Origin of the sequence: Acidiphilium iwatense, assembly GCF_021556475.1 — a bacterium.
GTDB lineage: Bacteria > Pseudomonadota > Alphaproteobacteria > Acetobacterales > Acetobacteraceae > Acidiphilium > Acidiphilium iwatense.
The window spans coordinates 162,047-185,388 of record NZ_JAKGBZ010000001.1 but is presented as its reverse complement, the minus strand read 5'-3'; the positions used below and the strand labels follow the sequence as shown (position 1 = coordinate 185,388).

Below are 23,342 nucleotides of genomic sequence, written 5' to 3'. Positions count from 1 at the left end.
GAAAAATGCTCAAGAATTTCTGGATTGCTTCGGCGCTTCGCTTCTCGCAATGACATTGGGCGTAGGCAGAAGCTTGCTTCACCGGTCACTCTTAAAGCCGACCTAACGCAGCCGCGCCTTCATCGCCTCGGCCTCGATCGCGTTCAGAATCTCCGCCCCCGCACCGCGCCCGAGCAGGCGCAGCAGGCTGAACCGCTTCTTCGGCCCGATGAAATCGGGTCTTGCCTTGGCGCCGAACCGCTCGGCGATCACGCTCCGCACATCGCCGAACCCGTCGATCAGGCCAAGCGATTTCGCCCGCTCGCCCAGCATGTAGGAGCCATCGAAAATCGCGTCCTCATGCCCGTCGATCGCCGCACCGCGCCGCTCGCGCACCCACGCCTTGAACCCGGCATGGATATCGTCGAGCAATGCGCGCGTGAATTGCTCGTCCTCGGGCCGCGCCGGCGCGAACGGGTCGTTGCGCATTTTGTTGGAACCCGCCGTCACGATGCGCCGCTCGATGCCCAGGCGGCCGATCAGTTCCGGCACGCCGAACCCGCCGCCGATCACCCCGATCGAGCCGACGATGCTCATCGGATTGGCGAGAATCTCGTCCGCCGCGCAGGCGATCCAGTAGCCGCCCGACGCCCCGACATCGCCGATCACCGCGACCACCCGCACCCCGGTCTCACCCGCCTTGCGGCGGATGAACCGGCCGATCAGATCCGACTGCACCGGCGATCCGCCGGGGCTTTCGATCGCCAGGATCAGCAGTTTCTCGCCCGCTTTCGCCGTGCTGAACCCACGCGTCAGCGCGCCGGAGAAACGGTCGAGATTGACCGCCGCCTCGCGTGGCGCGATCACGCCGGTCATCCGCACCACCGGCACTGTCACCGGCGTCCAGGGCAGTTTTTTCGGCAATTTTGCCCGCAATTCGGCAAAATCGGTCATGGCAGCAACGCCAGCGCGCGCAGATCGCGCCGCAATTCGGGCGGCAGCTTGTCTTCGATTGTCGCCGCGTCCCGCGTGATATCCATCGGCGCATCCTCCGGTGCCAGATAGCGCCAGCCCTGAAACGGCCGCATCGGCCGCGCCGCGACCCGCACCAGCGCGGGGTCGAGCACCAGCCCGGCGCAAGGCGAGCCATCGTCCCATGCATCGAGGGTCACGTCCAGCACGCGCTGCCGCACGATAACGAGCCCTCCGACCACCCAATAGATCGAGCCGCCATTCCGCAGCTCATCCGCGCGTTTCGGCATCGAGCGGGTCCGGTGGCGCAGCGGCGGCTCGGCTTGCGCGCGGCGGCGCTGGATCTCGGCCAGATGGCCGACATCCTTCACCCCCACCGCGAGCTTGACCAAGTGAATCACGCCGCCTGTCTTACACTGGAAATCGCCTGCCAGATACGCTCCGGCGTCGCCGGCATGTCGATGCCGCGCACCCCGTCCTCGGCCAGCGCGTCGATCACCGCGTTGATCAGGGCCGGCGGCGAACCCACCGCGCCGGCCTCGCCCGCGCCCTTCACGCCGAGCGGGTTGGACGCGCAGGGAATTTCGACGAACTCGACCTCGATATCCGGCACATCGTCGGCGCGCGGCAGGGCGTAGTCCATCAGGCTGCCGGACATGAGCTGGCCGCTTTCCGGGTCATAGGCGGTGTTTTCCAGCAGCGCCTGGCCGAGCCCCTGCGCCACGCCGCCATGCACCTGGCCGCGCACGATCATCGGGTTCACGATGGTCCCCACATCGTCGCACACCAGATAGCGCAGCACCGAAACCACCCCGGTTTCGGGGTCGACCTCGACCTCGGCGATATGACAGCCATTCGGGAAGGTATGTTTCTCGATGGCCGCGATCTCCGCCGTATCCAGCGCGTTGCCGTCCGCGTCATGCAGGGTTCCGGCGAGCGAAATGATATCGACCTGCCGGTCGGTGCCGACGATCTTGAACGCGCCGGCTTCGAACACGATGTCGGCCACCGCCGCCTCCAGCATGTCGGCCGCCGCCTTTCTGCCCTTTTCGATGATGCTCGCGGTGGTCAGCGCGATCGCCTGGCCCTCGGAATACAGGCTGCGCGCGCCGCCGGTGCCACCGCCGCTCGGAATCGCATCGCTATCGCCCTGGCGGACGCGGATGCGTTCCGCGTCGATGCCCAGCCGGTCGCCGACCAACTGGACATAGGCGGTCTCATGCCCCTGCCCGGTCGATTGGGTGCCGACGAACACATCGACGAAACCGTCGCGGGTGAAGCGGATTTCGGCCCGTTCCTCCGGCGCTCCGCCGGTCGCCTCCAGGTAATAGGCCATGCCGATGCCGCGCCGTTTTTGCTCCGCCGCCGAGCGGGCGCGCCGCGCCGGGAAACCCTTCCAGTCCATCACGTCGAGCGCCCGGTCCAGCACTTTATGAAAATCGCCCGAATCGTAAATCTCGTTCAGCGCCGAGCGATACGGCATCGCGCTCGACGGGACGAAATTGTGCCGGCGCAGTTCCGCCCGGTCCGCACCGATCTCGCGCGCCGCCGCATCGATCAGCCGTTCGACCAGGTAATTGCTCTCCGGCCGCCCGGCGCCGCGATAGGCGTCGACCGGCACGGTATGGGTCAGCACGCCGGAGACCTGGGCATGGACCGCCTTGAAGCCGTAGACACTGGCGAGCACCTTGGTGCCGGCGACGGTGGGGACGAGCGGCGCGAAATTCGACAGATAGGCGCCCATATTGGCGATGTCGCGCACCCGCAGGGCAAGAAATTTCCCTGCCGCGTCGAGTGCCAATTCGCCCTCGGTCACGTGGTCGCGGCCATGGGTGTCGGACAGGAACGCCTCGCCGCGATCGGCGATCCATTTCACCGCCCGGCCGAATTTGCGCGCGGCATAACAGACCATGACGTGCTCGGGATAGACGAAGAATTTCATGCCGAATCCGCCGCCGACATCGGGTGTGATCACCCGGAATTTGTCGGGAGCGACCTTGAAGACCGCCTGGCTGAGGATGTCCTTGAGCATCCAGACGCTCTGGGTGCCGGAGGTCAGGGTCCAGCGGCCGGTCGCGGCATCGTATTCGGCGCGGGCGGCGCGCGGCTCCATCGAATTGACCACGATCCGGTTGTTCACCACGCGGAGCCTCGTCACGTGCGCGGCCTGCTTGAACAGCGCATCGGCCGCTTGGGCATCGCCCACCGCCCAGTCGAACACAAGGTTGCGCGGCACGTCGTCCCACACCAGGGGCACATCCCCATCCATCGCGCGGGACAGTTCGGTGACTGACGGCTTCGTCTCATAGGTCACCTCCACCGCCTCGGCGGCGTCGCGCGCGGCCTGGATGGTCTCGGCGACGACAAAGGCGACCGGCTCGCCGACATGGCGCACCACGCCCCGCGCCAGCACCGGCCAGTCCGCGTTCGCCCGCGGCGAGCCGTCCTGATTGGCCAGCGGGATGACGCAGGGAATCGCCCCGATCCCCTCGGCGGCGAGATCGGCGGCGGTGATCACCGCGACCACGCCCGGCATCGCCCTCGCCGCACTGACGTCGATCCCGGCGATGACCGCCGCGGCATGGGGCGAGCGCACAACATGCAGGCGCAGCGCGCCGTTGGCCGGCACGTCGTCGGTATAGCGGCCCGCGCCCTTGAGCAGCCGCGAATCCTCGACCCGCTTGACCGGCTGCGCAATTCCGAATTTTACCATGATCGACAACCCCATTTTATTTTTGCATCGGGAACCCTGCCGAAGGATATGGCGCGGCCGGGAAAATACAAGAGACAGGTGCCGTTTTGCTTGCCCACCCCGGCGGAGGCGATCTAATTATGAGTTAGTAAAATTAAATATCGTCATAATTCGGCGGGGATCGATGCTCTATTTCGAACTGGTGAACGCCCTCAAGGCCCTGGCCGACCGGAAGCGGCTGACGATTCTCGGTCATCTCGCCCAGGGCGAACAGAAGGTGCAGGATCTCGCTGCCCTGGCCGGCATCAAGCCGCCGACAGCATCGCATCATCTGAGCACCCTGCGCAAGGCGGGGCTGGTCCGGCTTCGCCTCGCCGGGACGACGCATTGGTATGCACTGATCCAGGAAAACCTGACCGAGATCGGCGATATTCTGCTGACCCGCGACGGCACGGCGTCGCTGGCGCACCCGGTCATGTCGCGCGAGGCGGATTGCACGATCGCCGCACCCTATCTGCGGCCGGACACCAGCATCACCGAGATTCCGCAATCGGCACGCAAGCGCCGGGCGGTGCTGGGCTACATCATCAGCCGGATCGACAAGCGGCGCCGGATTCGCGAGCCCGATCTGGATTACGACCTCAAGCAATTCTATCCCGACATCGCCCAGCTCAAGAGCCTGTTCCTGTCGCACCGCATGATGGGCCGCAAAGGCGCCTACTGGTGGGTGCGCCCCGACGCGGACTGGCTGATGCAGCCCAAGGTGCCCGCAAGGCTGCGCCCGACGAAACGATGAGCGATCAGGCCCGGCCGGTGCGCAGGCGTTTCAGCCGCAGCACGGTATCCACCGTGATCGCGGCGAGCAGGATGCCGCCTTCGACGATGAACCGCACCGACGATGCAGCCCCCAGCAGGTTCATCCCGTTGCTCACGCTCTCGATCACCAGCGCGCCGAACAGCGCGCCGTAGACGCTGCCGCGCCCGCCGAACAGCGAGGTGCCGCCGATCACCGCCGCCGCCACCGCGTTCAGCATGATATCGCCGTTGCCGACCGAGGCGGAGGCCACGCCGAGGCGCGCGGCGTCGAGATAGCCGGCGAGGCCGACCAGGAACCCGGCGATGATGAAGGCAGCGAGCTGAATGCCGCGCACCGAGATGCCGGCGCGGCGCGCCGCCTCGGCATTGCCGCCCACCGCGTAGAGATGCCGGCCGAACTGGGTCGATTTCGTCACGAAGGCGGAGGCGAACAGCGCGATCAGGAAAATCAGCAGCAGGAACGGCACGCCGCGATAGGCGTTCAGCATGAACACGGCACCGAACAGCAGAACGCCGACGCCGATCAGGCGCATCACCGCCGCATAACCGCCCTCATGGCCGCCGGCGGTGCGCTGCCGGATCTGGTTCAGGGTGACGGCGGCATAGGCGCCGAACAGGACGATGCTGAGCACCCAGCTCCAGAGCGGGGCGAGGTTGAGCGTGCCGATCGCGGTGGTCAGCGAATCCGAGAGCGGCACCGAGCCGCCATGCGGGGTGAGGATGCCGAGGGTGATGCCCTCGGCGACCATCGCGCCGCCCAGGGTCACCACGAAACTCGGCACCCCGACCCGCGAAACCAGCATGCCCTGGAGAAAACCGACCACTGTGGCGAAAACGATGCCGAGCACCAGCCCGGCCACGACCGGCAGATGGAAAAACACCGTGCTCAGCGAGAAAATCGAGGCGGCGAGCACCGAGTTCCAGCCGATCGACAGATCGATCATGCCAAGCAGGATGATGTAGATTTCGGCGAGCGCCAGCGTGCCGGTAACGACGATCTGTGCCGCGAGGTTCGACAGGTTGCGCGGGGTAAGGAAATTCGCGTTCAGCACCTCGAACACGATCCAGATGACGATCAGCGCCGCGATCACCGGCAGCATGCCGAGATCGGACGCGTTGGCGACACCGGACAGCCAGCGTTTGAACGGCGATTGCACCGGCACGGCCGGTTGGGTGGTCGTGGTCATGCCGCCGCTCCTATCGCCAGGGTTCCGGTGATCGCGCCCACCACCTGATCGGGCGTGAGATTGGCCTTGCGCGCCTCCAGCACGGTCTCGCCGAGGCGCAGCACCGCGATATTGTCGGCGACCTGGAACACGTTCTGCATGTTATGGGTGATCAGGATGACCCCGTAGCCCTGGCCGGCGAGGTCGCGCACCAGGCGCAGCACCTCGGCGGTCTGGGCGACGCCCAAAGCCGCGGTCGGTTCGTCCATGATGACCAGCTTGGAATTCCACAGCACCGCGCGGGCGATCGCCACTGCCTGGCGCTGTCCGCCGGACAGCGAGGCGACCGGGGTATCGAGCGCCGGCAGGTTGATGCGCAGGGTTTTCAGCACGCGGCGGGCCTCGGCCTCCATTTCGACATCGCGCAGCACGCGCGGGCCGAGCGGCGTGGGCTTGGCGATCAGTTCGCGGCCGAGATACAGGTTCGCGCAGATGCCGAGATTGTCGCAGAGGGCGAGATCCTGATAGACGGTCTGAATCCCCAGCGCATTGGCCTCGGAGGGGTGGCGGATCGTGACCGGCCGGCCTTCGAGCAGGATTTCGCCCTCGTCGATCGGCGCGACCCCGGCGATCGCCTTGATGGTGGTGGACTTGCCCGCGCCGTTATCGCCGAGCAGGGCGGTCACCTCGCCGCGCTCGACCGAAAACCCGACATTGCGCAGGGCGGTGACCGCGCCGAAGCGCTTTTTCAGGCCGCGCACGGTCAGCAACGGCGTTGCGGCACTGCCACTCATGATATCCCTCCCGAAACCAACGCCGGCGGAGCGGGTTTTTCCCGCTCCCCGCACCAAATTCAGCCGCTATGCGTCTTGCAGATCGCGCCATCGGCGGCGGGACCGACGCAGATCGCTTTCCAGGTGGTATAGCCGGACTTGATCACCGTTGCCGCAAGATTCTTCTTGGTCACCACCACCGGGGTCAGCAGGACCGAGGGAACGTCGATCATCTTGTTGTTGGTCTTGCCGTTCAGCAGCCCGGCGGGCGGCTTGGTGTGGGTCGCCACCGCGACCGCGAGCTGGGCCGCCGCCGCCGCTTCGTCGGGGACGTATTTGAACACGGTCATCGACTGCAGGCCCTCAAGAATATAGGTGAGGCCGCCATTGGTCGCGTCCTGGCCGGTCACCGGCACCTTGCCGGCGAGCCCGACCGCCTGGAGCGCGCGGATCGCGCCGGCGCCGGTGGTGTCGTTGGCGGCGAGCACCGCATTCACCTTGTTGTGCAGCCGGGTCAGCGCCTGCTGGGATTCGGTGAAGGCGTTCTGCGCGCTCCAGTCCGGCGTCATCACCGTATAGGCCAGATGCAGCTTGCCCGATTTGAACAGCGGGCCGAGCACGTTCATCGCGCCCCTGCGGAAATCGAACGCGTTGGGGTCGGTCGGCGCGCCGTTGATCATCATCACATGGCCGCCGGCCTTGGTGTGCGCGGCGATGTACTGGCCCTGGAGCTCGCCTACCTTCACGTTGTCGAACGAGACATAGTAGTCGGGCTTGGAATCCTGGATCAGCCGGTCATAGGAAATGACCTTGATGTGATTGCGTGCGGCGTAGTTGACGATCGCCGCGCCCGCCTTGCCATCCACCGGATCGACCACGAGAACGTCGGCGCCGTTGGAAATCGCCGATTGCGCCTGGTTGAGCTGGGTATCCGGGCTGGAATTGGCGTTGCTGACGATGAGCTTCGCGTTGGGGTCGGCGGCCTTGGCCATCTTGATGAACCAGGGGCGATCGACCTGCTCGTAGCGCGGTGAGGAGTTCTCCGGCAGCAGGAAGGCGATGGTGGTTTTTTTCGTGCTGATCCTGACCGGCTTGGGCTGCGCGATGGCCTGGGCATGAGCGGTCTGCACGCCGAATGCGGCGGCGGCGAGCGCGGAGGCGGCAAGGATGGACCTGAAAGCGATTGTCATGGCGTTTTTCCCTGTTCGACGAAATTCGGCGCATCCGGCTGGCTGCGCGGCGCGCCAAATTAATTTGACCCTTGTAGTAAATCGGTCGTTATCGTGGAACCCGTTCCGGTGTCAAGCAGGAAGAATTTGGGGTAGTGAGTCAGGGTTTCTCGGGAATGCCGTGCGCATCGCGATGCTTGGATCGGGCGTTGGGATTCCCTATCTCAGCTCCTTGGGACGATAAGGCAGTCGGATAGCGGCGATGGCGAACGGATGGGCTCCGGACGGGGCGGTGCAGGATCAGATCGACGATACCATCACGGACGAGGTGATGAGAGCCCGAGCGCTCATGCCCACGGGCGAGGGCGAGACCCATTGCGTGGAATGCGGCGAGGAAATCCCGCAAGCGCGCCGCCGGGCGCTGCCCGGAGCCCGAACCTGCGTCGTGTGTCAGTCTGCGCTCGATCGTCGTCCGGTGAACAGCGGGTTCAACCGCAGGGGTAACAAGGACAGCCAGCTCAGATAGCGCTCGGCGCCGTTGCGGTTTGGTCAGAACCTGCCGGATTTACTGGCGGGGCTGGTCGATGTCGCGCAGTTCGCCGGATTCGACGCTGTCGATCGCGTTGTGCAGGATGCGCAGGATCGCATCGTCGGGCAACGAGGCGGACAGCACGTTGAGGGCGCCGCCGAGCAGCGCCGAGGCGACCGCGATGGGCGGCAGCTTCTGCTCGATCATGTGCTTGACCACCCGGTCGATCATCGAGCCTGCTTTCAGAATCTGTTCCTCGGTCGCGTAATCGCCCATATCCGTCATGCAAGACTCCTGACTCGTCATCTCACGCACCCTTGTCAGTTAATGATCGACGATGTCTAAATTAAGCACCACCATGGCTCATTCCGCCACATTCGCGGCCAGTTCCCGCGTGGCCGGGCCGGTGGCGAGGCGATCCGCCGTCTGTTCCGCGTCGGCCAGTTCCGACTGCGCCGCCCACATGGCGGCATAGACCCCGCCCGCCGCCAGCAGCGCGGCATGGGTGCCGCGCTCGACGATGACCCCGTCACGCAGCACCAAGATGTCGTCGGCGTCGATCACCGTCGAAAGCCGGTGCGCGATGACCAGGGTGGTGCGGTCGCGCGCGACCTGACGCAGGGCGGTGCCGATGTCCTGCTCGGTCGCGGTGTCGAGCGCGCTGGTCGCCTCGTCGAGGATGATGATGCGCGGGTCCTTCAGGATGGTGCGCGCGATCGCCACGCGCTGCTTTTCGCCGCCCGACAGCTTCAGGCCCCGCTCGCCCACGCGGGTTTCGTAGCCCTGCGGCAGGGAGGCGATGAAATCGTGGATCTGCGCGAGTTTCGCGGCCTGTTCGATCTCGGCGTCGGACGCGCCGGGCCGGCCATAGGCGATGTTGTAGCGGATGCTGTCGTTGAACAGCACGGTGTCCTGAGGCACCACGCCGATCGCGGCGCGCAGGGATTGCTGGGCGAGATCGCGGACATCGATGCCGTCGACCAATACCGCGCCCTCCGAGACATCGTAGAAGCGGAACAGCAGGCGCGAAATGGTCGATTTGCCCGAGCCGGTCGGGCCGACCAGCGCGATTTTCCGCCCCGGTTCGGCGCGGAACGCGATGCCGTGGAGGATTTCACGGTCCTGGTTGTAGCCGAACCGGACGTCGGCGAATTCGACGGCGACCGGCGCGCCGCGCGGCGCCAGGGTTTTTGCGTCGGCGCGGTCGGTGATTTCCTGCTGGGTGCGGAGCAGCGAGAACATCTGCTCCATGTCGACCAGCCCCTGTTTCAGTTCGCGATAGACGAAGCCGAGGAAGTTGAGCGGCTGGTAGAGCTGGATGAGATAGGTGTTGACCAGGACGAACTGGCCGATATTGAGCCTGCCGGCGGCGACGCCGCGCGCCGCCATCAGCATCATCACCGCGAGGCCGACTGAAATGATCGCGGCCTGACCGAGATTGAGCGCGCTGAGGGTCACTTGCGAGCGCACCGCCGCGGTTTCATACGCGGCGAGGCTTTCGTCGAATCTTCGGCTTTCGTGCCGTTCATTGCCGAAATACTTCACCGTCTCGAAATTCAGCAGGCTGTCGATCGCCTTGGTCTGGGCGACATTGTCGGTCTCGTTCATCTGGCGGCGGAACTTGATACGCCAGGCGGTGAAGGAAAAGGTGAACGCCATGTAGCCGCCCACCGCGATCAGGGTTACGGCGGCGTAGCGCCAGTCGAACAGGGTCCACAAAACGCCCATGGTGAGGACGAGTTCGAACAGGGTCGGCACCACGCTGAAGGTGGCGAGGCGCAGCACGGTCTGAATGCCGGTGGTGCCGCGCAGAATCACCCGTGAAAGGCCGCCGGTCTGGCGGTCGAGGTGATAGCGCATCGACAGCGCGTGCAGGTGCTCGAAGGTTTCCCGGCCGACCACCCGCGCCGCGCGCTGCTGCACGGCGGCGAACAGCGCGTCGCGCAATTCGTTGAAACCCGAAGCGGCAATGCGCACGATCGCGTAGGCGACGATCAGGGCTGCCGGAATCATCAGCGGGCCGGCCTTGGGCGACAGCGCGTTGACCGCGCAGGAATACACGATCGGCACGATCACCACAGCGACCTTGGCGAGGATGAGCGCGGCCGCGGCCAGCACCACGCGGACCCGGAGCGAGATTTCGCCCTTGGGCCAGAGATAGGGCAGCAGGGATTTGATGGTGCGCCAGGAGCGATCGGGCTTGGCAATATCGACGGTTCGGGCCATCTCCGGCAAATGGCACGTGAGCGCGGGATTGCAAATGGTTAAGGCAGAAGGGCAGGTATTGGCGGCATTGCACGGCCATATCGCGCGATGCCGCAACGCGACCCTGCCGGGCGACCGGATTCCGCTCCGCATCGGTGCGTCCCATGTCGGCTACGTGGCGCCGGACCTCGCCGCGGCGCTGGCGGGGGCTGCGACGGTCGAGCCCGGCGGCGTGACGATCGCACCCGATGATGCCGCGCGACTGAACCTGATCGCCGCCGGGCTCGCGCCCCAATTCGGGTTTCGGATGCGCGGCGAGGATTTCGACGTGCGGGCGCGCCTCGGCGGGCCGGTTCTCGCGGTGCTCGATCGCGGCGCCCTGCCGGCATTCGGCGTGATCGGGGTTGGCGCGCATCTGAACGGCGTGGTGCGCCGCGCCGATGGGCTGCATCTATGGATCGCGCGGCGCAGTGCCGAGAAAAAGCTCGATCCGGGCAAGCTCGACAATCTGGTCGGCGGCGGCGTGTCGGCGGGGATGACGCCGGACGAGACCCTGGTGAAGGAAGCCGCCGAGGAGGCGGCGATTCCCGAGGCGCTGATCGCCGGGACGCGCGAGGTTTCCCGCATCGCCTATGACATGGCGCGCCCGGAAGGCCTGCGGCGCGACGTGCTGGTGTGCTACGATCTCGACCTGCCCGAGGATTTCGTGCCGCACGCGGCGGATGGCGAGGTCGAGAGCTTCGAGCTGATGCCGGCCAGGCTCGTGCTGGAGCGCATGGCGTCCGGCGAGGATTTCAAGTTCAACGTCAATCTCGTGCTGATCGATTTTCTGCTCCGCCACGACGTTCTCGCCGACGATGCGGGGGGTTTGCGCACAACCCTCGCGGCGATGCCGGCGGCTACAGTTCCATGATACAGAAAATAATTCCATAATCGCCATAAATTCAATTGACATAGACCTGTCTTCCTTCGATAAAAAACAGCAAGGCGCTCGCGTGCCCAAGCGCCAAGGGAGCAAACATGTCCGACCGCGCCTATGAGCACATCGTCCGCGCCGAGAAACTTTGCGTCTCCTTCGGCAAGGTGCGCGCGCTGACCGATATCGACCTGGCGATCGGGCGCAACGAGATCGTCGGGCTGATCGGTGATAACGGCGCCGGCAAATCCACCCTGATCAAGACGCTGACCGGGGTGATTCCGCCCTCCTCCGGGCGGCTGTTCATTCGCGATCAGGCAGTCGATTGGAACAATTTTTCGGTGCGCCGCGCGCATGATCTGCGCTTCGAGACGGTGTATCAGGAAAAATCGCTCGGCGAGAAACAGCCGCTCTGGCGCAATTTTTTCGTGGGCAGGCAGATCGTCAACCGGTTCGGCTTCATCAACGTGCGCGAGGAGCGGCGCATCGCCAACGAGATTTTGCAGCGCCAGCTCGGGTTTCGCGGCGTCGGGATCGACGCGGAGTCGACGGTGTCCAAGCTTTCCGGCGGCGAGCGCCAGGGCATCGCGATCGGCCGGGCAATGCATTTCGACGCCGATCTGATCATTCTCGACGAACCGACCACGGCACTCGCGATCAAGGAAGTGCAGAAGGTTCTGGATTTCGTGCGCCGCATCAAGGAGTCCGGGCGGGCGGCGATCTATATCGAGCATAATCTCGCCCATGTGCACGCGCTGGCCGACCGGCTGGTGGTGCTCGACCGTGGGCGCATCGTCGCCAATATCCGGCCTGCCGAAATGGACCTTGAAGAGCTGACCCGGTTCCTGATCGGGCTGCAGCAGACCAAGCACGCCGGAGTGGCGGCATGAGCGGAACCCCGATGAAACAGACCGCCCCGATGCTGGCCCGGCGCCCGGCATTCAAGCTCGAAGGCCTGCCGATCATCGTCGTGTTCTTCGTGCTGATCGGGCTGTTCATCGGCTTCGCGCCGGGGGTTTTCCTGAACTGGCCGATCTACAACTCGTTCCTCGTCACCATCCCGCCAATGCTGATCCTGTCGCTCGGGCTGACATTGGTGATCGCGGCGGGGGAGATCGATCTGTCGTTTCCCGCTGTCATCGCGTTATCCGGTTTCCTGTTCGCCTATGTCACGCGGCATTTCGGAATGCCCTGGCTCGGGCTCGCCGCCGCGATCGCGGGCGGTGCCGTCATCGGCATCATCAATGGTTGGCTGGTCGCGGTGATCGGGATTCCCTCGATCATCATCACCATCGGCACGTCGTTCTTCTGGTCCGGCGTGGCCACGGTTCTGTCGGGCGGCATGTCCTACACGCTGCAACGCCTCACCGGCAGCGCGATCAACGGAGTTTTCGCGGGCACGCTGTTCGGCATTCCGGCCGAGGCGTTCTGGGCGCTCGGGGTCGCGGTGGCGGTCTGGTTCATTTTGAACCGGCACCGTTTCGGCGAGCATCTGCTGTTCATCGGCGATTCGCGGGAGGTCGCGCGCGTGGTCGGCATCAATACGATGCGCGAGCGGATCAAGCTGTTCGTCCTGATGGGCGCGCTCGCCGGTTTCGCGAGCGTGCTGATGACCCTGGAAAACCTGAGCTATTTCCCGACCCAGGGCCAGGGCATTCTGCTCTCCGCGCTCGCCGCCGTGTTCATCGGCGGAACCTCGGTATTCGGCGGATCGGCGACGGTGGTGGGCAGTTTTTTCGGCGCGCTGATCATCGGGATGCTCGATGCGGGGATCGTCGCGACCGGGGTTGCGGGGTTCTGGGTCGAGGTGATCGTCGGGCTGGTGTTCGTATCCGCCGTGGTGCTGCATATCGGGCTCGACGATCCGGCGCGGCTGCGCCTGCTGCACCGGCGGCTGCGCGGCAGGACTTAATCGTTACTGACAACGGGGAGACCAATCCATGAAAATACGTTCGATCCTGTGTCGCGGCGCCGGTGCCGCTGCATTGTTGGCATTTGCTTCGGGGGTTGCGATAGCCGCACCCTCGGGCGCGAAACTCGGCGCCGGACTGACCATGTATTTCCAGATGGGCGGCAGCCCCGGCGACGGCTCGACCCTGCCGCGCGAGATCGGCGCCAAGGACGCCGCCCGCGCGTTCGGCGTCAAGCTGGTCGAGCAATATTCCAACTGGCAGCCTGAAACCATGATTACCCAGTTCCGCCAGGCGCTCGCGGCGAAGCCCGACTGCATCGAGATCATGGGGCATCCGGGCAACAAGCCGTTCATGCCCCTGGTGGCGCAGGCGGAAAAGGCAGGAATCGTTGTGACCGCCGGCAACGTGCCGCTGCCCAAGCTGGAGGCGTTGTATCGCGCCAACGGGTTCGGCTATGCCGGCACCTATCTGTTCAAGGGCGGCGAGACCACCGCCGAGGCGATGATCAAGGCGGGCAATCTGAAAAAGGGCGATATCGCGCTCGAATACGGCGTGTTCGCCGAGGGGATTCGCGGGCTGTCCGACAAGGGGCTGGCGCACGGGCTGAAAAAGGCCGGGCTGAAGGTCTATACGCTCAACATCTCGAACAAGGTGAATTCCGATCCGGCCCTGGCGGTGCCGATCATCGTCGCGTTCATCGAGCGGCACCCGACCATCAAGGCGATCGGCACCCAGCAGGGGCTGGTGACCTCGTTCATTCCGCAGGCGCTGAAGGAGGCGGGCAAGAAGCCGGGGCAGATCACTGTCGGCGGCATCGACCTCGCGCCGGCGACGATTTCCGGGCTGAAAAGCAAATACATCACCGTGACGCTCAACCAGCAGCTCTATCTGCAAGGGTTCCTGCCGGTCGCGCAATGCGTGCTGACGAAAAAATTCGGGCTGGAGGGGATGAACACCAATACCGCCGCCGGGACCGATAACGGCGCGATGATCGAGAAGATGATTCCGCTGATCAAGAAAGGGATTTACTGACCGGCCCCGCCTGGGGCAGACGGGTGCGATCATGGATGACACGGCACATCCCGATCGCATCCGGCGCGGCGCCGTCGCCTTCATCGTTCTGATCGGCACGGTCAGCCTGTTCAGCGACATGACCTATGAGGGCGGCCGGAGCATCGCCGGCCCCTATCTCGCGCAGTTCGGCGCCTCCGGCCTGCTGGTCGGCTTCGTCGGCGGCTTCGGCGAGTTCATCGGCTATGCGCTGCGCCTCGTCTCCGGTTATCTCGGCGACCGCACCGGCCGATACTGGCCGATCATGTTCACCGGCTATGCGTTCAACCTGTTCGCCTTGCCGCTGCTGGCGCTGGCGGGCGGGCTGCCGGTGGTGATCCTGCTGCTGCTGCTGGAACGCACCGGCAAGGCGATTCGCACGCCGGTGCGCGACGCCATGCTGGCGAGCGCCGCCGAAGCCAAGGGGCTCGGCTGGGGCTTCGGCCTGCACGAGGCGATGGACCAGACCGGGGCGATGATCGGGCCGCTCGGCATCGCGCTGATTCTCGGGCTGGGCGGCGTCTATCGTCAGGGTTTCGGATTCCTCGCGATTCCGGCGGTGATCGGCTACGCCGTGCTGATCGGCGCAAGGCTGCGCTATCCGGCGCGCGGGCGGCTGATCATCAAGGCACGGCTGCCGAAGCGTTTCGATTTCGGCACCGCCTATTGGCGCTTCACCGCCGCCGCCGCGATGCTGGCCGCCGGCTATGCCGATTTCGCGCTGATCGCGTTTCACTTCGGCAAGGCCGGCACGATGGCGCCGCTCTGGATTCCGGTTCTCTATGCGATCGCCATGGGAGCGTCGGGGGCGGCATCATTGGCCAGCGGCTCATGGTTCGACCGGCGCGGTATGATTGCCCCCGCGATCGGCCTCGGCCTTGCCGCGTTTGCCGCGCCGCTGGTGTTTCTCGGCGGGTTCGGCGCGGCGGTGGCGGGCGTCGCGCTCTGGGGTGTCGGCATGGGCGTGCAGAATTCGGTTCTGAAGGCGGCGATCGGCGGCATGGTTCGCACGGAGGAGCGTGCCACGGCGTTCGGGCTGTTCGATCTGGTGCGCGGCACGGCCTGGTTCGCCGGCAGCCTGTTGCTCGGGGCTCTCTATGACGTGAATATCGCCGCACTTGCCGCGATTTCGGTTCTGTTCCAGCTCGCGGGAATCGTCACGATGATCGCCTGATCGCTTTATTTTACCGCCCAGCCGTTCTATTGATGGGAGCAATCAAAAACGGCAAGTTGAGGAGATGGGCATGACGGCAAGGCAAAGGCTGGTCGCCGCGTTTTTCGGATTAGCGGTTTTCGGATTCATGCCGGCAGGATTGGCGCGAGCGAATCCGTCGATGCTGAAGGACTTCAAATTCGACCATCCAATCTTCCAGCATCCCCATCAATTCGCGACCCGGCATCTGGTGCTCCAGGTGAGCGAGGCTTATCCGGCGGTCTGGACTCTCGCGCTCAACAACGCCCAGAACGTGCTCAACTTCATGGGCGACGACAAGGTGCAGATCGTCGTCGTTGCCTACGGGCCGGGATTGAAGATGCTGCTCGCGAACTCGCCGGATGCGAAGCGCATCGCCGCGATGGACGCCGAGGGCATCGAGTTCGACGCCTGCCACAACACGATGATGGCGATGATGCACGCGACCGGCCACATGCCCGTTCTGGTGCCCCAGGCGGTTATCGTGCCGGCGGGAATCGTGCGCATCATGCAGCTCGAAACCCACGGTTTCGCCTATATCAAACCGTGACGGTCCGGCGCGGCAACCGAGATGGCACAAGTGGATGAGATCGCGCCCGATGTGTATCGCATCTCGATTTACGTGCCGGACATCGGGCTGACATTCAACCACTTCCTGGTCCGCGACGACGAGCCCTTGCTGTTTCACGCAGGGCTGCGCGGCATGTTTCCCGAGCTTCGTGATGCCGTCGTCCGGCTGGTCGACCCGGCGTCGATCCGCCATATCGGCTTCAGCCATTTCGAGTCCGACGAGTGCGGCGCGCTGAACCAATGGCTGGGGCTGGCGCCGCGCGCCGAGCCGGTCTGCGGGCTGGTCGGCGCCTTGGTCAGCGTGAACGATTTTGCGATGCGCACGGCGCGGGTGCTGGGGCATGACGACGTGCTGATCACGGGCAAGCGCCGGTTTCGCCTTCTGGCGACGCCGCATTTGCCGCACGGCTGGGATGCGAGCCTGCTCTTCGAAGAAACCGACAGGACCCTGTTCTGTTCCGACCTTTTCCTGCAATCCGGCGCGGGCGAGCCGCTATCCGCCGGCTCAATCCTGGACCGGGTGCGAACATCGCTGATCGACGGCGAGGCGGGACCGTTCGCCCATGCGATTCCCTATACGCACAATACCGGCCGCGCGCTGGAGGATCTCGCGTGCTTTGCCCCGCGAACGCTCGCGATCATGCATGGCTCAAGCTATGCCGGGGATGGCGCTGCGGCTTTGCGGGAACTTGCAATCATCCTGGGCGAGGTGCTGGGATGATCGTGCTCACGGCCTGACCAGGACGTAGCCTTTCGCGACGAGCTGCATGATGCGTGGCACGCCGTAGGGCACCGGGCGGGCGCGCGGGTTGAGCTTGGGCGCATGGCCGGTTTTGCGCTTGATCGTGTCGATCGTGTTCATGCAGACATCGAACTCGACGCCCTGAGCGACCAGGCTATCGACCGCGACGCGTTCGGGGCCGTTGGCATAGAGCAAGGCGACGCCAGGGCCGAAGGCGACGACGACGATCGACGCGGTATTCGGATAGTCCTTGAGAACCGAATTGGCGACGCTGATGATCAGTTGCTGTTTTTCGGCCGAGGCGTCGGAGAGTTGCAGCACGAGCTTGTGGGTCGCGAACGGATTCTGGCCGGCCCGCGCGGATTTCGATCCGGCCGCGAGCCCGGCCGCCAGCAGCCCGAACAGTGTCGCCCGCCTCTGCATCAGGCAGCGTAACCCGGATTGCCCGCGACGCCAATCAGTTTCACCTGATTGGGTTTGCCGATGCGGATGGTTTTCTTGCGCTTCAGATTGGCGGCGACGATGTCCCAGATCGGCTTGCCGGTCTGCGGCAGGGTCACCGAGGCCCAGCTCGCGATCTTGTAGCTCTTGTTCGGTTCGATCGGCTTGCCGTTGTCGAGCGCCATGTCCGAGATGCGATGGCCGATCGACCGGCGCGGCGCGCAGGCATAGTTCATGCCGCCGACGCGGATCATGTCGCCGCCCTGCTGATAATAGGGGTTGCGATTGAACAGATTGTCGCAGACATCCTCCATCATCGCCTTGATCGAAGCGCCCGTCATCATCTGGGTATAGGCCATCGGGTAGGTGATCGCGGTTTCGCTCAGCAGATCGCCCATGGTGAAATCGGTGCCGGACAGATAGGAATTGCCCCAGCGAAAACCGGGCGAAAAGGCGATTTCGGCGTCCATCTCCTCGCGCATCGCATCCATGATGACCTGGTCGACCGAGCCGTAGAAATTATTGCGCCGGTACAGAAGATCGTCCACCTCGGCGAGCTTTTCGCCGAGCATGGCCCGGTGCGGCGCGGACCAGGTGTCGATCGCCTTCGATACGGCAGGGTCCGGTTTGATCATGTCAGTATAGATCGGCATCAGCCGGTAATGCAGATCCTTGAGCTTGCCCCTGGCGAGGTCGAGATCGAGCACGGCGACGAATTTGCCCGCCGTGCCGGCATTGGTCACGATCGTCTTGCCGCCGGCATTCCTGACCAGAACCGGGACCGGCACCGCGTCATGGGTGTGGCCGCCCAGAATGATGTCGATCCCGCTAACCTCGGACGCGAGCTTGAGATCGACTTCCATGCCGTTATGCGACAGCAGGAGCACGGCATCGACCTTGTGTTTCCGGCGCAGCGCGTCGGCGAGTTTCTGCATGTTTGCGGCGCGGATGCCGAAGCGCCAGTCCGGGGTGAAGCGGCGCGGATGGGCGATCGGCACATAGGGAAACGCCTGGCCGATAATGCCAAGGCGATAACCGCCCAACGCGCGGATGATGAAGGGTTCGAACACCGATCCGGTGGTCTGGTCGAAGGCGGGCTTGCCCATCATTCCCGCCTCGGCGGAGAGAAACACGTTCTGCGCGATGAAGTTTCCCTTGAAGGCGGCGATGATCTTTCGAATCCCTTCCTGCCCGTAGGTGAACTCCCAATGCCCGGTCATCGCGTCGATGCCGAGCAGGTTGGCGAGCGCCACCATGTCGAGGCCGCCGGTGAGATTGGCGACACCCGAGCCCTGACACAGATCGCCGCCATCGAGCAGGAGGGATCTGCCCGGTCCGGTGCCGGCGCGCAGCGTGTCGATCACGGTTTTCAGATGAGCGAAGCCGCCGAGCGGGCCGAAACGATGCGCAAGATTTTCGAAATCGAGAAAGGTGAAGGCGTGAGCGGGGCGGGTTCCCGGTTTCATGTGGTAGTGGTTCAGGAAAGCGTGGCCGACCAGATGCGGCGGCTGGCCCTCCGCACTGCCGACACCGATATTCTGCGACGGCTCGCGGAACTGCGCCGGCAGCGCGTTGGCGTGCGTATCAGTCTGGTGAATGATCCGCACATCGCCCCGCATCGGCACGTCGTAGGGGTCGCTGGCGGAGATGCCGATGCGCGGCAGCAGGGCGGTGCTTCCCGCCGCGATCATCACGCCGCGCCTGGAGGTTTTCATGCTTATATCAAGTCTTTCTGAAAGCAATCCAATCCAGCCAAGCATTGGATTGCTTCGGCGCTTCGCTTCTCGCAATGACGATCGCGAATCCGGCGGCACATCAGCGCGGAACCTCGTTCACCCAGAGTTTCTTTTGTTGCATCGCTTGGGCAATCGACAATTCGGCGAGTTTTCGCGCCCGCATCGCCTTGGCTTGCGCGGTCGCGAAATCGCCCTTCCGCTCCGCTGTCTCGGCCTGTTTCAATGCGGCGACCGTCGGCGTCCATTGGTCGTTCATCGAAGCCGCCACACGCAGTTTCGGTTTTGCCAGGGCGATTTCACGAGCGGCGCTCGCCTTGGTCGCACCGGCGGCCGATGCGGCGGCCGGAAGTGCTAACGCGATCAGGATCGCGACGATGGGTTTCATGGCCGCGCTCCCGGACCCGCGATTGGCAAGCCGTCGCTCATAGAGGTGAGGAAATAGGCGAGATCGCGATAGGCGGCGCTGTCCGGCTTGTCGGGCACCGACCTCACCTTCTTGTTGCAGCCGATGAAGCGGCGCACCAGCGTGCCCATATTGCCCCATTTCGAGCGGTAGAGCGGGAACGATGCGGTGATGCCGAGCGCGGGTGCGAGCACATTGCCGCGCAGATGCATCCCCGCCGCCTGAACATGGCAGCTCGCGCAGGAAAAATTCAACTGCCCGCGCCGCGAATAGAAATATTGCTTGCCGGCCTGATAGGCCGCGAGCGCTTTCGGGTTATCCGGCACCGTCACGTCGATTGTCTTGCCGCGCGAGGTATCGGTCATGTAGGCGAGAATATCGGCCATCGGTCCGGTGGTCAGTTTCAGCTTGCCCAGCCCGTTCGCGACCCGGCAGCGATTGACCGCGATGCCGAGCGTGACTACGCGCCCGGTTTTCGGATCGAACATCGGATAGTTCTGGGCGATCCCGATGCCGCCATGCGGAAAGCACGCGGCGTAGCTTTTGCCGTTCGGGAATTTGGCCTCGAACAGTTTCCTGCCGTGATCGAGCGCGAACTGATACGGCGGAAACTCCATGATCTGTTTCCACTGCGCGCGCTCGGATTTACTGAAATCATAAGGACCGTTCACATAGGCGGCGAGCGGAATTTTCGGAAAGCGCTTGAGGAAATAGCCTTGAAACGCCTTCAGGTCGGAAGCCGGATCGGGCTTGTTCGACGCCAATGCTCCCGGCGTCATGACCAAGAGCGCCAAGGCCAGATACGCGAATTTCATGTGTCGGTCCTCCCTTGTTCGACGCGTCGCCTTGTCGTTACATGATCTTCGCCGTCGTGCTTGCCGTCTCGCCCTTGTTGTCGACCCAGGACACGCCGATGCTGTCGCCGGATTTGCCGCCCTTGAACGCGAATTTGATGAACGGGTTTTTCGAGACCGCAGGCCCCCAGAAGCCAGTGAGAACCACTTTGCCGTTATGGGTGAACTCGATCACCTCGATATAATGCGGCGGAATCAGCTTGCCTGCCTTGTCCTTCACGAAACCCGAATCCATCGGGTGCTTGACCAGCGCCTCGACCGTGGTGCTGCCGCCCGCCGCCATCGCGTGAACCAGGATTTGATGTGCCATCGCTCCGTTTTCCTAACCGCAGCCGCCGAGGGTGACTTTGACCTGCTTCGATGTGCTGTAGAGTTTTCCAGCCGATTCGACGACGGTGACCACCTTGGTCGTCTTGGCGAGCTTGATCCGGCTCGAAATCGCTGTGCTGGTTCCGGCGGGAATTTTATAGGCGGCGGCCATGGTGAAGGGATTGTCGATCGCCATGATCGCGATCGTGGTGACATCCGGCAGATTGGCATCGACCGCGACCGGCACCACCGCGCCGTTCTCGGCGATATCGGGCGCGCTCATCCTGACCTCGGACGAATGCGCCGGCGTCTTGCCGAACATCGCCTGCAGCGCCGCCGCTTCGCTGGTCTGCGCGAAGGCCCTGGCGGGATAGATCGAGGCTTGCGCGGCTCCGGCATCGCTCGCCGCCGATGCGACGGGAGGGATCAGCATCGCGGCGGTGCCCGCCGCGGCGCCGGCAAGCACCTCGCGGCGGCGCGGCGAACGAGGCTTGCTCTGGTCGGCGTGTTTCATGAATCCTCGCTTATTTCGTGTACATGAAGTCGATGACGTCGTTGATCTGCTTCGGCGTCAGAATCGCGTTCCTGCCGAATGGCGGCATGAGGGTCCGTGGATTGCGCGCCGGTTCGTCATAGATGATCGCGTAGAAAATCTTGCGGTCCGGGATCATGGTTTTCACGTCTTTCAGCTCCGGGCCGATATTTCCCGCTTCATCGGCGCCGGCGAACATGTGGCACGCATCGCAATTGCCGAGACTCGTCGTCGTCGCGATTTTCCGGCCGGCTTCGATATCCGCTTTCGTCGCCGCCAGCGCCGCGACCGGCAGAAAGCCCAGAACCAGCGCGATCGCGAGACTCTTCATGGCACCATCCTCATTTGCCGGGTTTCATGTGATCGACCGGCCCGGTCAGGCGCGGCGTCAGGTTCATCGACGCCGCGTTGGAGGTGATTTTGATCGTAACCGGGTTGGCACATTGCGTCATGCAGGCGGCATTATGCGTCACCGGCCGCGGGTCCTTCCAGATAAATCCGTCGCGGTTCGGCATTTTCACCGCCGGGAGGGTTGTCGCATCGGCGACGAAGCCGGAATGCACGATGCCGTTCATGTTCAGGAGATAGGCGGTCAGCGCATAGACCTGATCGGGTTTCAGCGTGTGCGGCGCGTAGAACGGCATCGCCCGGTTGATATAGTCCCAGACGGTCGTGGCGTAGGGCCAGTAGCTGCCGACGGTTTTCGCCGGCGCCGACGATGCGAGCGACCCGACGCCGCCGACAAGCTGAGGATAGCCGTTCTTGCCCTGACCGAACGTGCCGTGGCACATCGCGCAATTGCTCGCGTAGATCGTCTCGCCCTGAGCGGCCGTGCCCTGCCCTGCCGGCAATCCGGCGCCGCTCGGCGGGATCGCGATGGTCCAGCCGGCGATCTCGGCCGGCGTCGGCGTAGTGCCGATTGCGTAATACCCCACAGGTTTGGCCGGTTTGTAGTGGCCCGCGCCGCCTTCGGCGTTCCAGACCGCGCGATCCTGCGCCTGGGTGCTCGCGACCGGGGTTCCGGCCATGGCCGCGCGCGCCCCGAGCAATGCGCCCAGCACGACGGCTGCGGCGGCAATGCTACGAGATCTGGACATTGTTCACCGCCCCGCTGGCCAGGATCTGCCAGGTCTGGATCGAATTGTTCTCGTAGACCGGGTCGTTGCCCCAGAATTTGTGCTTCTGCGCGATGGTCGGCTGGACGTAGCCGGTCTCGTCGGTGACGCGGGACTGGATCAGCGCCGGTTTGCCGTCCCACCGCCAGGGCAGGGTGAAGCGGGTGAGGCATTTGGACAGGACCGGTTCGTCGAGTTTTGCTCGCCGATAGTTCACGCCGCCATCGAGCGAGACATCGACCTGCTTGATCCGGCCGCGACCGCTCCAGGCCAGGCCACGGATTTCGTAGAATCCCGGCCCTCCCGTCAGCGGCTTTTCCGGGCACGGAAAGGTGATGACCGATTTCGCGTCCATCACCCAGGTGAACCCGAGCGCCTTACCAGAGGGCAGCAATTCGGAATATTCGCTGGTCTCCTCGCGGGTGATCCAGGGGGTTTTGCCGAGCTGGAGCTGACGCAGCCATTTGATGTTGACGTTGCCCTGCCAGCCCGGCACCACCAGCCGCACCGGATAGCCTTGTTCGGGCCGGATCGCCTCGCCGTTCTGGCCATAGGCGACGATGCAGTCGTCGAGGCATTTTTCCAGCGGCAGCGAACGGTCCATATGCGCGCCGTCGGAACCCGAGGCGAGCAGCCATTTCGCCTCCGGCAGCAACCCGACCTCGTCGAGCAGGGTGGACAGTTTCACCCCGGTCCAGAGCGCGCAACCGACCATGCCGTGGGTCAGTTGCAGGGAATTGAGCTGGGCCGCCGGCCATTCGGTCGCGCCGTTGGCCGGACATTCGATGAAATGGATGCGCGAGACCGAGGGAAACCGCATCAACTGGTCGAGCGTGAGCAGCAGTGGCTTGCGCACCAGCCCGGAAATCATCAGCCGGTACCGGTCGGGATCGATCGTCGGGCGGCCCGCATGATAGCGCTCGAAAAACAACCCGTTAGAGGTGATGATGCCCGGCTGGTCCTGCAGCGGAGTGAAGCTGGCATCGGCGTCGCGGGTCGGCGACAGCCACGGCACATAGCGCCGCACGACATCCTTCTCGAAGCGCGACGGCCGGCCATAGGGCCGGGAATCGACGCCGGGGCCGAGCGCGTTCGACCAGGAATCGTCGGCGGGCGGTGCTGCCGCCGGTTGCGCCGCGGCGCGGGCCGAGGCGGCGATTGCCGTCGCTCCGGCGGCGGCGCCCATCTTGAAGATATCCCGGCGATTCGGCTTGGCCATGTTCCCCCGACCCGACATTATTGTCGTTATTCAGTTGATACATGCTATA

Annotated in this window: 26 protein-coding genes; 9 read left to right on the top strand and 17 right to left on the bottom strand. The window is 64.5% G+C overall.

The features are described 5' to 3' along the window. Positions 1-102: 102 nt before the first annotated feature. Genes L2A60_RS00955 through L2A60_RS00945 form a run of 3 tightly spaced genes read right to left on the bottom strand, consistent with a single transcriptional unit; the run spans position 103 to position 3,664 of the window. Entirely contained in the window at positions 103-933 is an 831-nt protein-coding gene (locus L2A60_RS00955) for a S49 family peptidase (RefSeq protein WP_235702489.1), read from the bottom strand. Next, positions 930-1,352 carry a DUF1489 family protein gene (locus tag L2A60_RS00950; protein ID WP_235702488.1) on the bottom strand — a complete coding sequence of 141 codons (423 nt, stop codon included), beginning with the start codon at positions 1,350-1,352 and terminating at the stop codon, positions 930-932. The genes L2A60_RS00955 and L2A60_RS00950 overlap by 4 nt, the downstream gene beginning before the upstream one ends. Then, positions 1,349-3,664, bottom strand: a complete 2,316-nt coding sequence (locus tag L2A60_RS00945; RefSeq protein ID WP_235702587.1) for a xanthine dehydrogenase family protein molybdopterin-binding subunit — start codon at positions 3,662-3,664, stop codon at positions 1,349-1,351. Before L2A60_RS00945 ends, L2A60_RS00950 begins: the two co-directional genes overlap by 4 nt. A gap of 163 nt (positions 3,665-3,827) precedes the next feature. Between L2A60_RS00945 and L2A60_RS00940 the strand changes: the two genes are divergently transcribed. Beyond that, the gene (locus L2A60_RS00940) at positions 3,828-4,439 is read left to right on the top strand and encodes a metalloregulator ArsR/SmtB family transcription factor (RefSeq protein ID WP_235702487.1); all 612 of its coding nucleotides are present in this window, start codon (positions 3,828-3,830) and stop codon (positions 4,437-4,439) included. A gap of 4 nt (positions 4,440-4,443) precedes the next feature. Here L2A60_RS00940 and L2A60_RS00935 read toward each other — a convergent pair whose 3' ends face one another. From L2A60_RS00935 to L2A60_RS00925, 3 genes are read right to left on the bottom strand one after another with little or no spacing between them, the layout of a single operon-like run. Then, positions 4,444-5,646 carry a sugar ABC transporter permease gene (locus L2A60_RS00935; RefSeq protein ID WP_235702486.1) on the bottom strand — a complete coding sequence of 401 codons (1,203 nt, stop codon included), beginning with the start codon at positions 5,644-5,646 and terminating at the stop codon, positions 4,444-4,446. Continuing rightward, positions 5,643-6,419: an ATP-binding cassette domain-containing protein gene (locus L2A60_RS00930; RefSeq protein ID WP_235702485.1), complete on the bottom strand. Its 777-nt coding sequence runs from the start codon at positions 6,417-6,419 to the stop codon at positions 5,643-5,645. Before L2A60_RS00930 ends, L2A60_RS00935 begins: the two co-directional genes overlap by 4 nt. A gap of 59 nt (positions 6,420-6,478) precedes the next feature. After that, a complete protein-coding gene (locus L2A60_RS00925) occupies positions 6,479-7,588 on the bottom strand; it encodes a sugar ABC transporter substrate-binding protein (RefSeq protein ID WP_235702484.1) in 1,110 nt (369 codons plus the stop codon). A 241-nt stretch (positions 7,589-7,829) separates the two neighbouring features. On the opposite strand from L2A60_RS00925, the gene L2A60_RS00920 reads away from it, so the two are divergent. Then, positions 7,830-8,093 (top strand): DksA/TraR family C4-type zinc finger protein, encoded by a 264-nt coding sequence (locus L2A60_RS00920; protein WP_235702483.1) that lies wholly within the window; start codon positions 7,830-7,832, stop codon positions 8,091-8,093. A gap of 39 nt (positions 8,094-8,132) precedes the next feature. Here the strand turns inward: L2A60_RS00920 and L2A60_RS00915 are convergent, their stop codons facing one another. Together L2A60_RS00915 and L2A60_RS00910 are read right to left on the bottom strand one after the other, a co-directional pair. After that, positions 8,133-8,381 (bottom strand): hypothetical protein, encoded by a 249-nt coding sequence (locus L2A60_RS00915; protein ID WP_235702482.1) that lies wholly within the window; start codon positions 8,379-8,381, stop codon positions 8,133-8,135. Between the two features lie 78 nt (positions 8,382-8,459). Next, on the bottom strand, positions 8,460-10,322 hold the full coding sequence (locus tag L2A60_RS00910) for an ABCB family ABC transporter ATP-binding protein/permease (protein WP_235702481.1): 1,863 nt from the start codon (positions 10,320-10,322) through the stop codon (positions 8,460-8,462). Between the two features lie 34 nt (positions 10,323-10,356). On the opposite strand from L2A60_RS00910, the gene L2A60_RS00905 reads away from it, so the two are divergent. From L2A60_RS00905 to L2A60_RS00875, 7 genes are all read left to right on the top strand, one after another. After that, on the top strand, positions 10,357-11,214 hold the full coding sequence (locus L2A60_RS00905) for an NUDIX hydrolase (protein ID WP_235702480.1): 858 nt from the start codon (positions 10,357-10,359) through the stop codon (positions 11,212-11,214). Positions 11,215-11,321: 107 nt separating this feature from the next. Further along, complete coding sequence (locus L2A60_RS00900; protein WP_235702479.1) at positions 11,322-12,107, top strand: ATP-binding cassette domain-containing protein; 786 nt, start codon at positions 11,322-11,324, stop codon at positions 12,105-12,107. Beyond that, positions 12,104-13,129, top strand: coding sequence for an ABC transporter permease (locus L2A60_RS00895; RefSeq protein WP_235702478.1), 1,026 nt, complete (start codon positions 12,104-12,106; stop codon positions 13,127-13,129). Before L2A60_RS00900 ends, L2A60_RS00895 begins: the two co-directional genes overlap by 4 nt. Positions 13,130-13,157: 28 nt before the next feature. Then, complete coding sequence (locus L2A60_RS00890; RefSeq protein WP_235702477.1) at positions 13,158-14,162, top strand: substrate-binding domain-containing protein; 1,005 nt, start codon at positions 13,158-13,160, stop codon at positions 14,160-14,162. A gap of 31 nt (positions 14,163-14,193) precedes the next feature. Further along, on the top strand, positions 14,194-15,354 hold the full coding sequence (locus L2A60_RS00885; RefSeq protein WP_235702476.1) for an MFS transporter: 1,161 nt from the start codon (positions 14,194-14,196) through the stop codon (positions 15,352-15,354). Between the two features lie 70 nt (positions 15,355-15,424). Then, positions 15,425-15,922, top strand: coding sequence for a DsrE family protein (locus L2A60_RS00880; RefSeq protein WP_235702475.1), 498 nt, complete (start codon positions 15,425-15,427; stop codon positions 15,920-15,922). 21 nt (positions 15,923-15,943) lie between these two features. Further along, complete coding sequence (locus L2A60_RS00875) at positions 15,944-16,663, top strand: oxygen-binding di-iron domain-containing protein (protein ID WP_235702474.1); 720 nt, start codon at positions 15,944-15,946, stop codon at positions 16,661-16,663. 6 nt (positions 16,664-16,669) lie between these two features. On the opposite strand, the gene L2A60_RS00870 is transcribed toward L2A60_RS00875, so the two are convergent. The 9 genes from L2A60_RS00870 to soxC form a co-directional block, all read right to left on the bottom strand. Further along, the gene (locus L2A60_RS00870) at positions 16,670-17,107 is read right to left on the bottom strand and encodes a DsrE family protein (protein WP_235702473.1); all 438 of its coding nucleotides are present in this window, start codon (positions 17,105-17,107) and stop codon (positions 16,670-16,672) included. Further along, complete coding sequence (soxB, locus tag L2A60_RS00865) at positions 17,107-18,840, bottom strand: thiosulfohydrolase SoxB (RefSeq protein WP_235702472.1); 1,734 nt, start codon at positions 18,838-18,840, stop codon at positions 17,107-17,109. Before soxB ends, L2A60_RS00870 begins: the two co-directional genes overlap by 1 nt. Positions 18,841-18,940: 100 nt before the next feature. After that, complete coding sequence (locus tag L2A60_RS00860; protein WP_235702471.1) at positions 18,941-19,246, bottom strand: hypothetical protein; 306 nt, start codon at positions 19,244-19,246, stop codon at positions 18,941-18,943. After that, positions 19,243-20,079 (bottom strand): sulfur oxidation c-type cytochrome SoxA, encoded by an 837-nt coding sequence (soxA, locus tag L2A60_RS00855; protein WP_235702470.1) that lies wholly within the window; start codon positions 20,077-20,079, stop codon positions 19,243-19,245. Before soxA ends, L2A60_RS00860 begins: the two co-directional genes overlap by 4 nt. 37 nt (positions 20,080-20,116) lie before the next feature. Further along, positions 20,117-20,428, bottom strand: a complete 312-nt coding sequence (gene soxZ, locus L2A60_RS00850) for a thiosulfate oxidation carrier complex protein SoxZ (RefSeq protein ID WP_235702469.1) — start codon at positions 20,426-20,428, stop codon at positions 20,117-20,119. A gap of 12 nt (positions 20,429-20,440) precedes the next feature. After that, positions 20,441-20,941, bottom strand: coding sequence for a thiosulfate oxidation carrier protein SoxY (gene soxY, locus L2A60_RS00845; protein ID WP_235702468.1), 501 nt, complete (start codon positions 20,939-20,941; stop codon positions 20,441-20,443). Between the two features lie 10 nt (positions 20,942-20,951). Next, positions 20,952-21,290, bottom strand: coding sequence for a sulfur oxidation c-type cytochrome SoxX (gene soxX / locus L2A60_RS00840; protein WP_235702467.1), 339 nt, complete (start codon positions 21,288-21,290; stop codon positions 20,952-20,954). A gap of 10 nt (positions 21,291-21,300) precedes the next feature. After that, the gene (locus L2A60_RS00835; protein WP_235702466.1) at positions 21,301-22,056 is read right to left on the bottom strand and encodes a c-type cytochrome; all 756 of its coding nucleotides are present in this window, start codon (positions 22,054-22,056) and stop codon (positions 21,301-21,303) included. Next, positions 22,040-23,293 (bottom strand): sulfite dehydrogenase, encoded by a 1,254-nt coding sequence (gene soxC, locus L2A60_RS00830; protein WP_235702465.1) that lies wholly within the window; start codon positions 23,291-23,293, stop codon positions 22,040-22,042. The genes L2A60_RS00835 and soxC overlap by 17 nt, the downstream gene beginning before the upstream one ends. Between the last annotated feature and the right edge of the window lie 49 nt (positions 23,294-23,342).

Coding starts and splice junctions, on each gene's coding strand:
- L2A60_RS00895 (WP_235702478.1), top strand. CDS start 12,104: ATGAGCGGAACCCCGATGAAACAGACCGCCCCGATGCTGGCCCGGCGC.
- L2A60_RS00930 (WP_235702485.1), bottom strand. CDS start 6,419: ATGAGTGGCAGTGCCGCAACGCCGTTGCTGACCGTGCGCGGCCTGAAA.
- L2A60_RS00890 (WP_235702477.1), top strand. CDS start 13,158: ATGAAAATACGTTCGATCCTGTGTCGCGGCGCCGGTGCCGCTGCATTG.
- L2A60_RS00870 (WP_235702473.1), bottom strand. CDS start 17,107: ATGCAGAGGCGGGCGACACTGTTCGGGCTGCTGGCGGCCGGGCTCGCG.
- soxB (WP_235702472.1), bottom strand. CDS start 18,840: ATGAAAACCTCCAGGCGCGGCGTGATGATCGCGGCGGGAAGCACCGCC.
- L2A60_RS00915 (WP_235702482.1), bottom strand. CDS start 8,381: ATGACGGATATGGGCGATTACGCGACCGAGGAACAGATTCTGAAAGCA.
- soxC (WP_235702465.1), bottom strand. CDS start 23,293: ATGGCCAAGCCGAATCGCCGGGATATCTTCAAGATGGGCGCCGCCGCC.
- soxY (WP_235702468.1), bottom strand. CDS start 20,941: ATGAAACACGCCGACCAGAGCAAGCCTCGTTCGCCGCGCCGCCGCGAG.
- soxZ (WP_235702469.1), bottom strand. CDS start 20,428: ATGGCACATCAAATCCTGGTTCACGCGATGGCGGCGGGCGGCAGCACC.
- L2A60_RS00835 (WP_235702466.1), bottom strand. CDS start 22,056: ATGTCCAGATCTCGTAGCATTGCCGCCGCAGCCGTCGTGCTGGGCGCA.
- L2A60_RS00940 (WP_235702487.1), top strand. CDS start 3,828: ATGCTCTATTTCGAACTGGTGAACGCCCTCAAGGCCCTGGCCGACCGG.
- L2A60_RS00955 (WP_235702489.1), bottom strand. CDS start 933: ATGACCGATTTTGCCGAATTGCGGGCAAAATTGCCGAAAAAACTGCCC.
- soxX (WP_235702467.1), bottom strand. CDS start 21,290: ATGAAGAGTCTCGCGATCGCGCTGGTTCTGGGCTTTCTGCCGGTCGCG.
- L2A60_RS00860 (WP_235702471.1), bottom strand. CDS start 19,246: ATGAAACCCATCGTCGCGATCCTGATCGCGTTAGCACTTCCGGCCGCC.
- L2A60_RS00945 (WP_235702587.1), bottom strand. CDS start 3,664: ATGGTAAAATTCGGAATTGCGCAGCCGGTCAAGCGGGTCGAGGATTCG.
- L2A60_RS00925 (WP_235702484.1), bottom strand. CDS start 7,588: ATGACAATCGCTTTCAGGTCCATCCTTGCCGCCTCCGCGCTCGCCGCC.
- L2A60_RS00885 (WP_235702476.1), top strand. CDS start 14,194: ATGGATGACACGGCACATCCCGATCGCATCCGGCGCGGCGCCGTCGCC.
- L2A60_RS00920 (WP_235702483.1), top strand. CDS start 7,830: ATGGCGAACGGATGGGCTCCGGACGGGGCGGTGCAGGATCAGATCGAC.
- L2A60_RS00905 (WP_235702480.1), top strand. CDS start 10,357: ATGGTTAAGGCAGAAGGGCAGGTATTGGCGGCATTGCACGGCCATATC.
- L2A60_RS00875 (WP_235702474.1), top strand. CDS start 15,944: ATGGCACAAGTGGATGAGATCGCGCCCGATGTGTATCGCATCTCGATT.
- soxA (WP_235702470.1), bottom strand. CDS start 20,079: ATGAAATTCGCGTATCTGGCCTTGGCGCTCTTGGTCATGACGCCGGGA.
- L2A60_RS00880 (WP_235702475.1), top strand. CDS start 15,425: ATGACGGCAAGGCAAAGGCTGGTCGCCGCGTTTTTCGGATTAGCGGTT.
- L2A60_RS00900 (WP_235702479.1), top strand. CDS start 11,322: ATGTCCGACCGCGCCTATGAGCACATCGTCCGCGCCGAGAAACTTTGC.
- L2A60_RS00935 (WP_235702486.1), bottom strand. CDS start 5,646: ATGACCACGACCACCCAACCGGCCGTGCCGGTGCAATCGCCGTTCAAA.
- L2A60_RS00910 (WP_235702481.1), bottom strand. CDS start 10,322: ATGGCCCGAACCGTCGATATTGCCAAGCCCGATCGCTCCTGGCGCACC.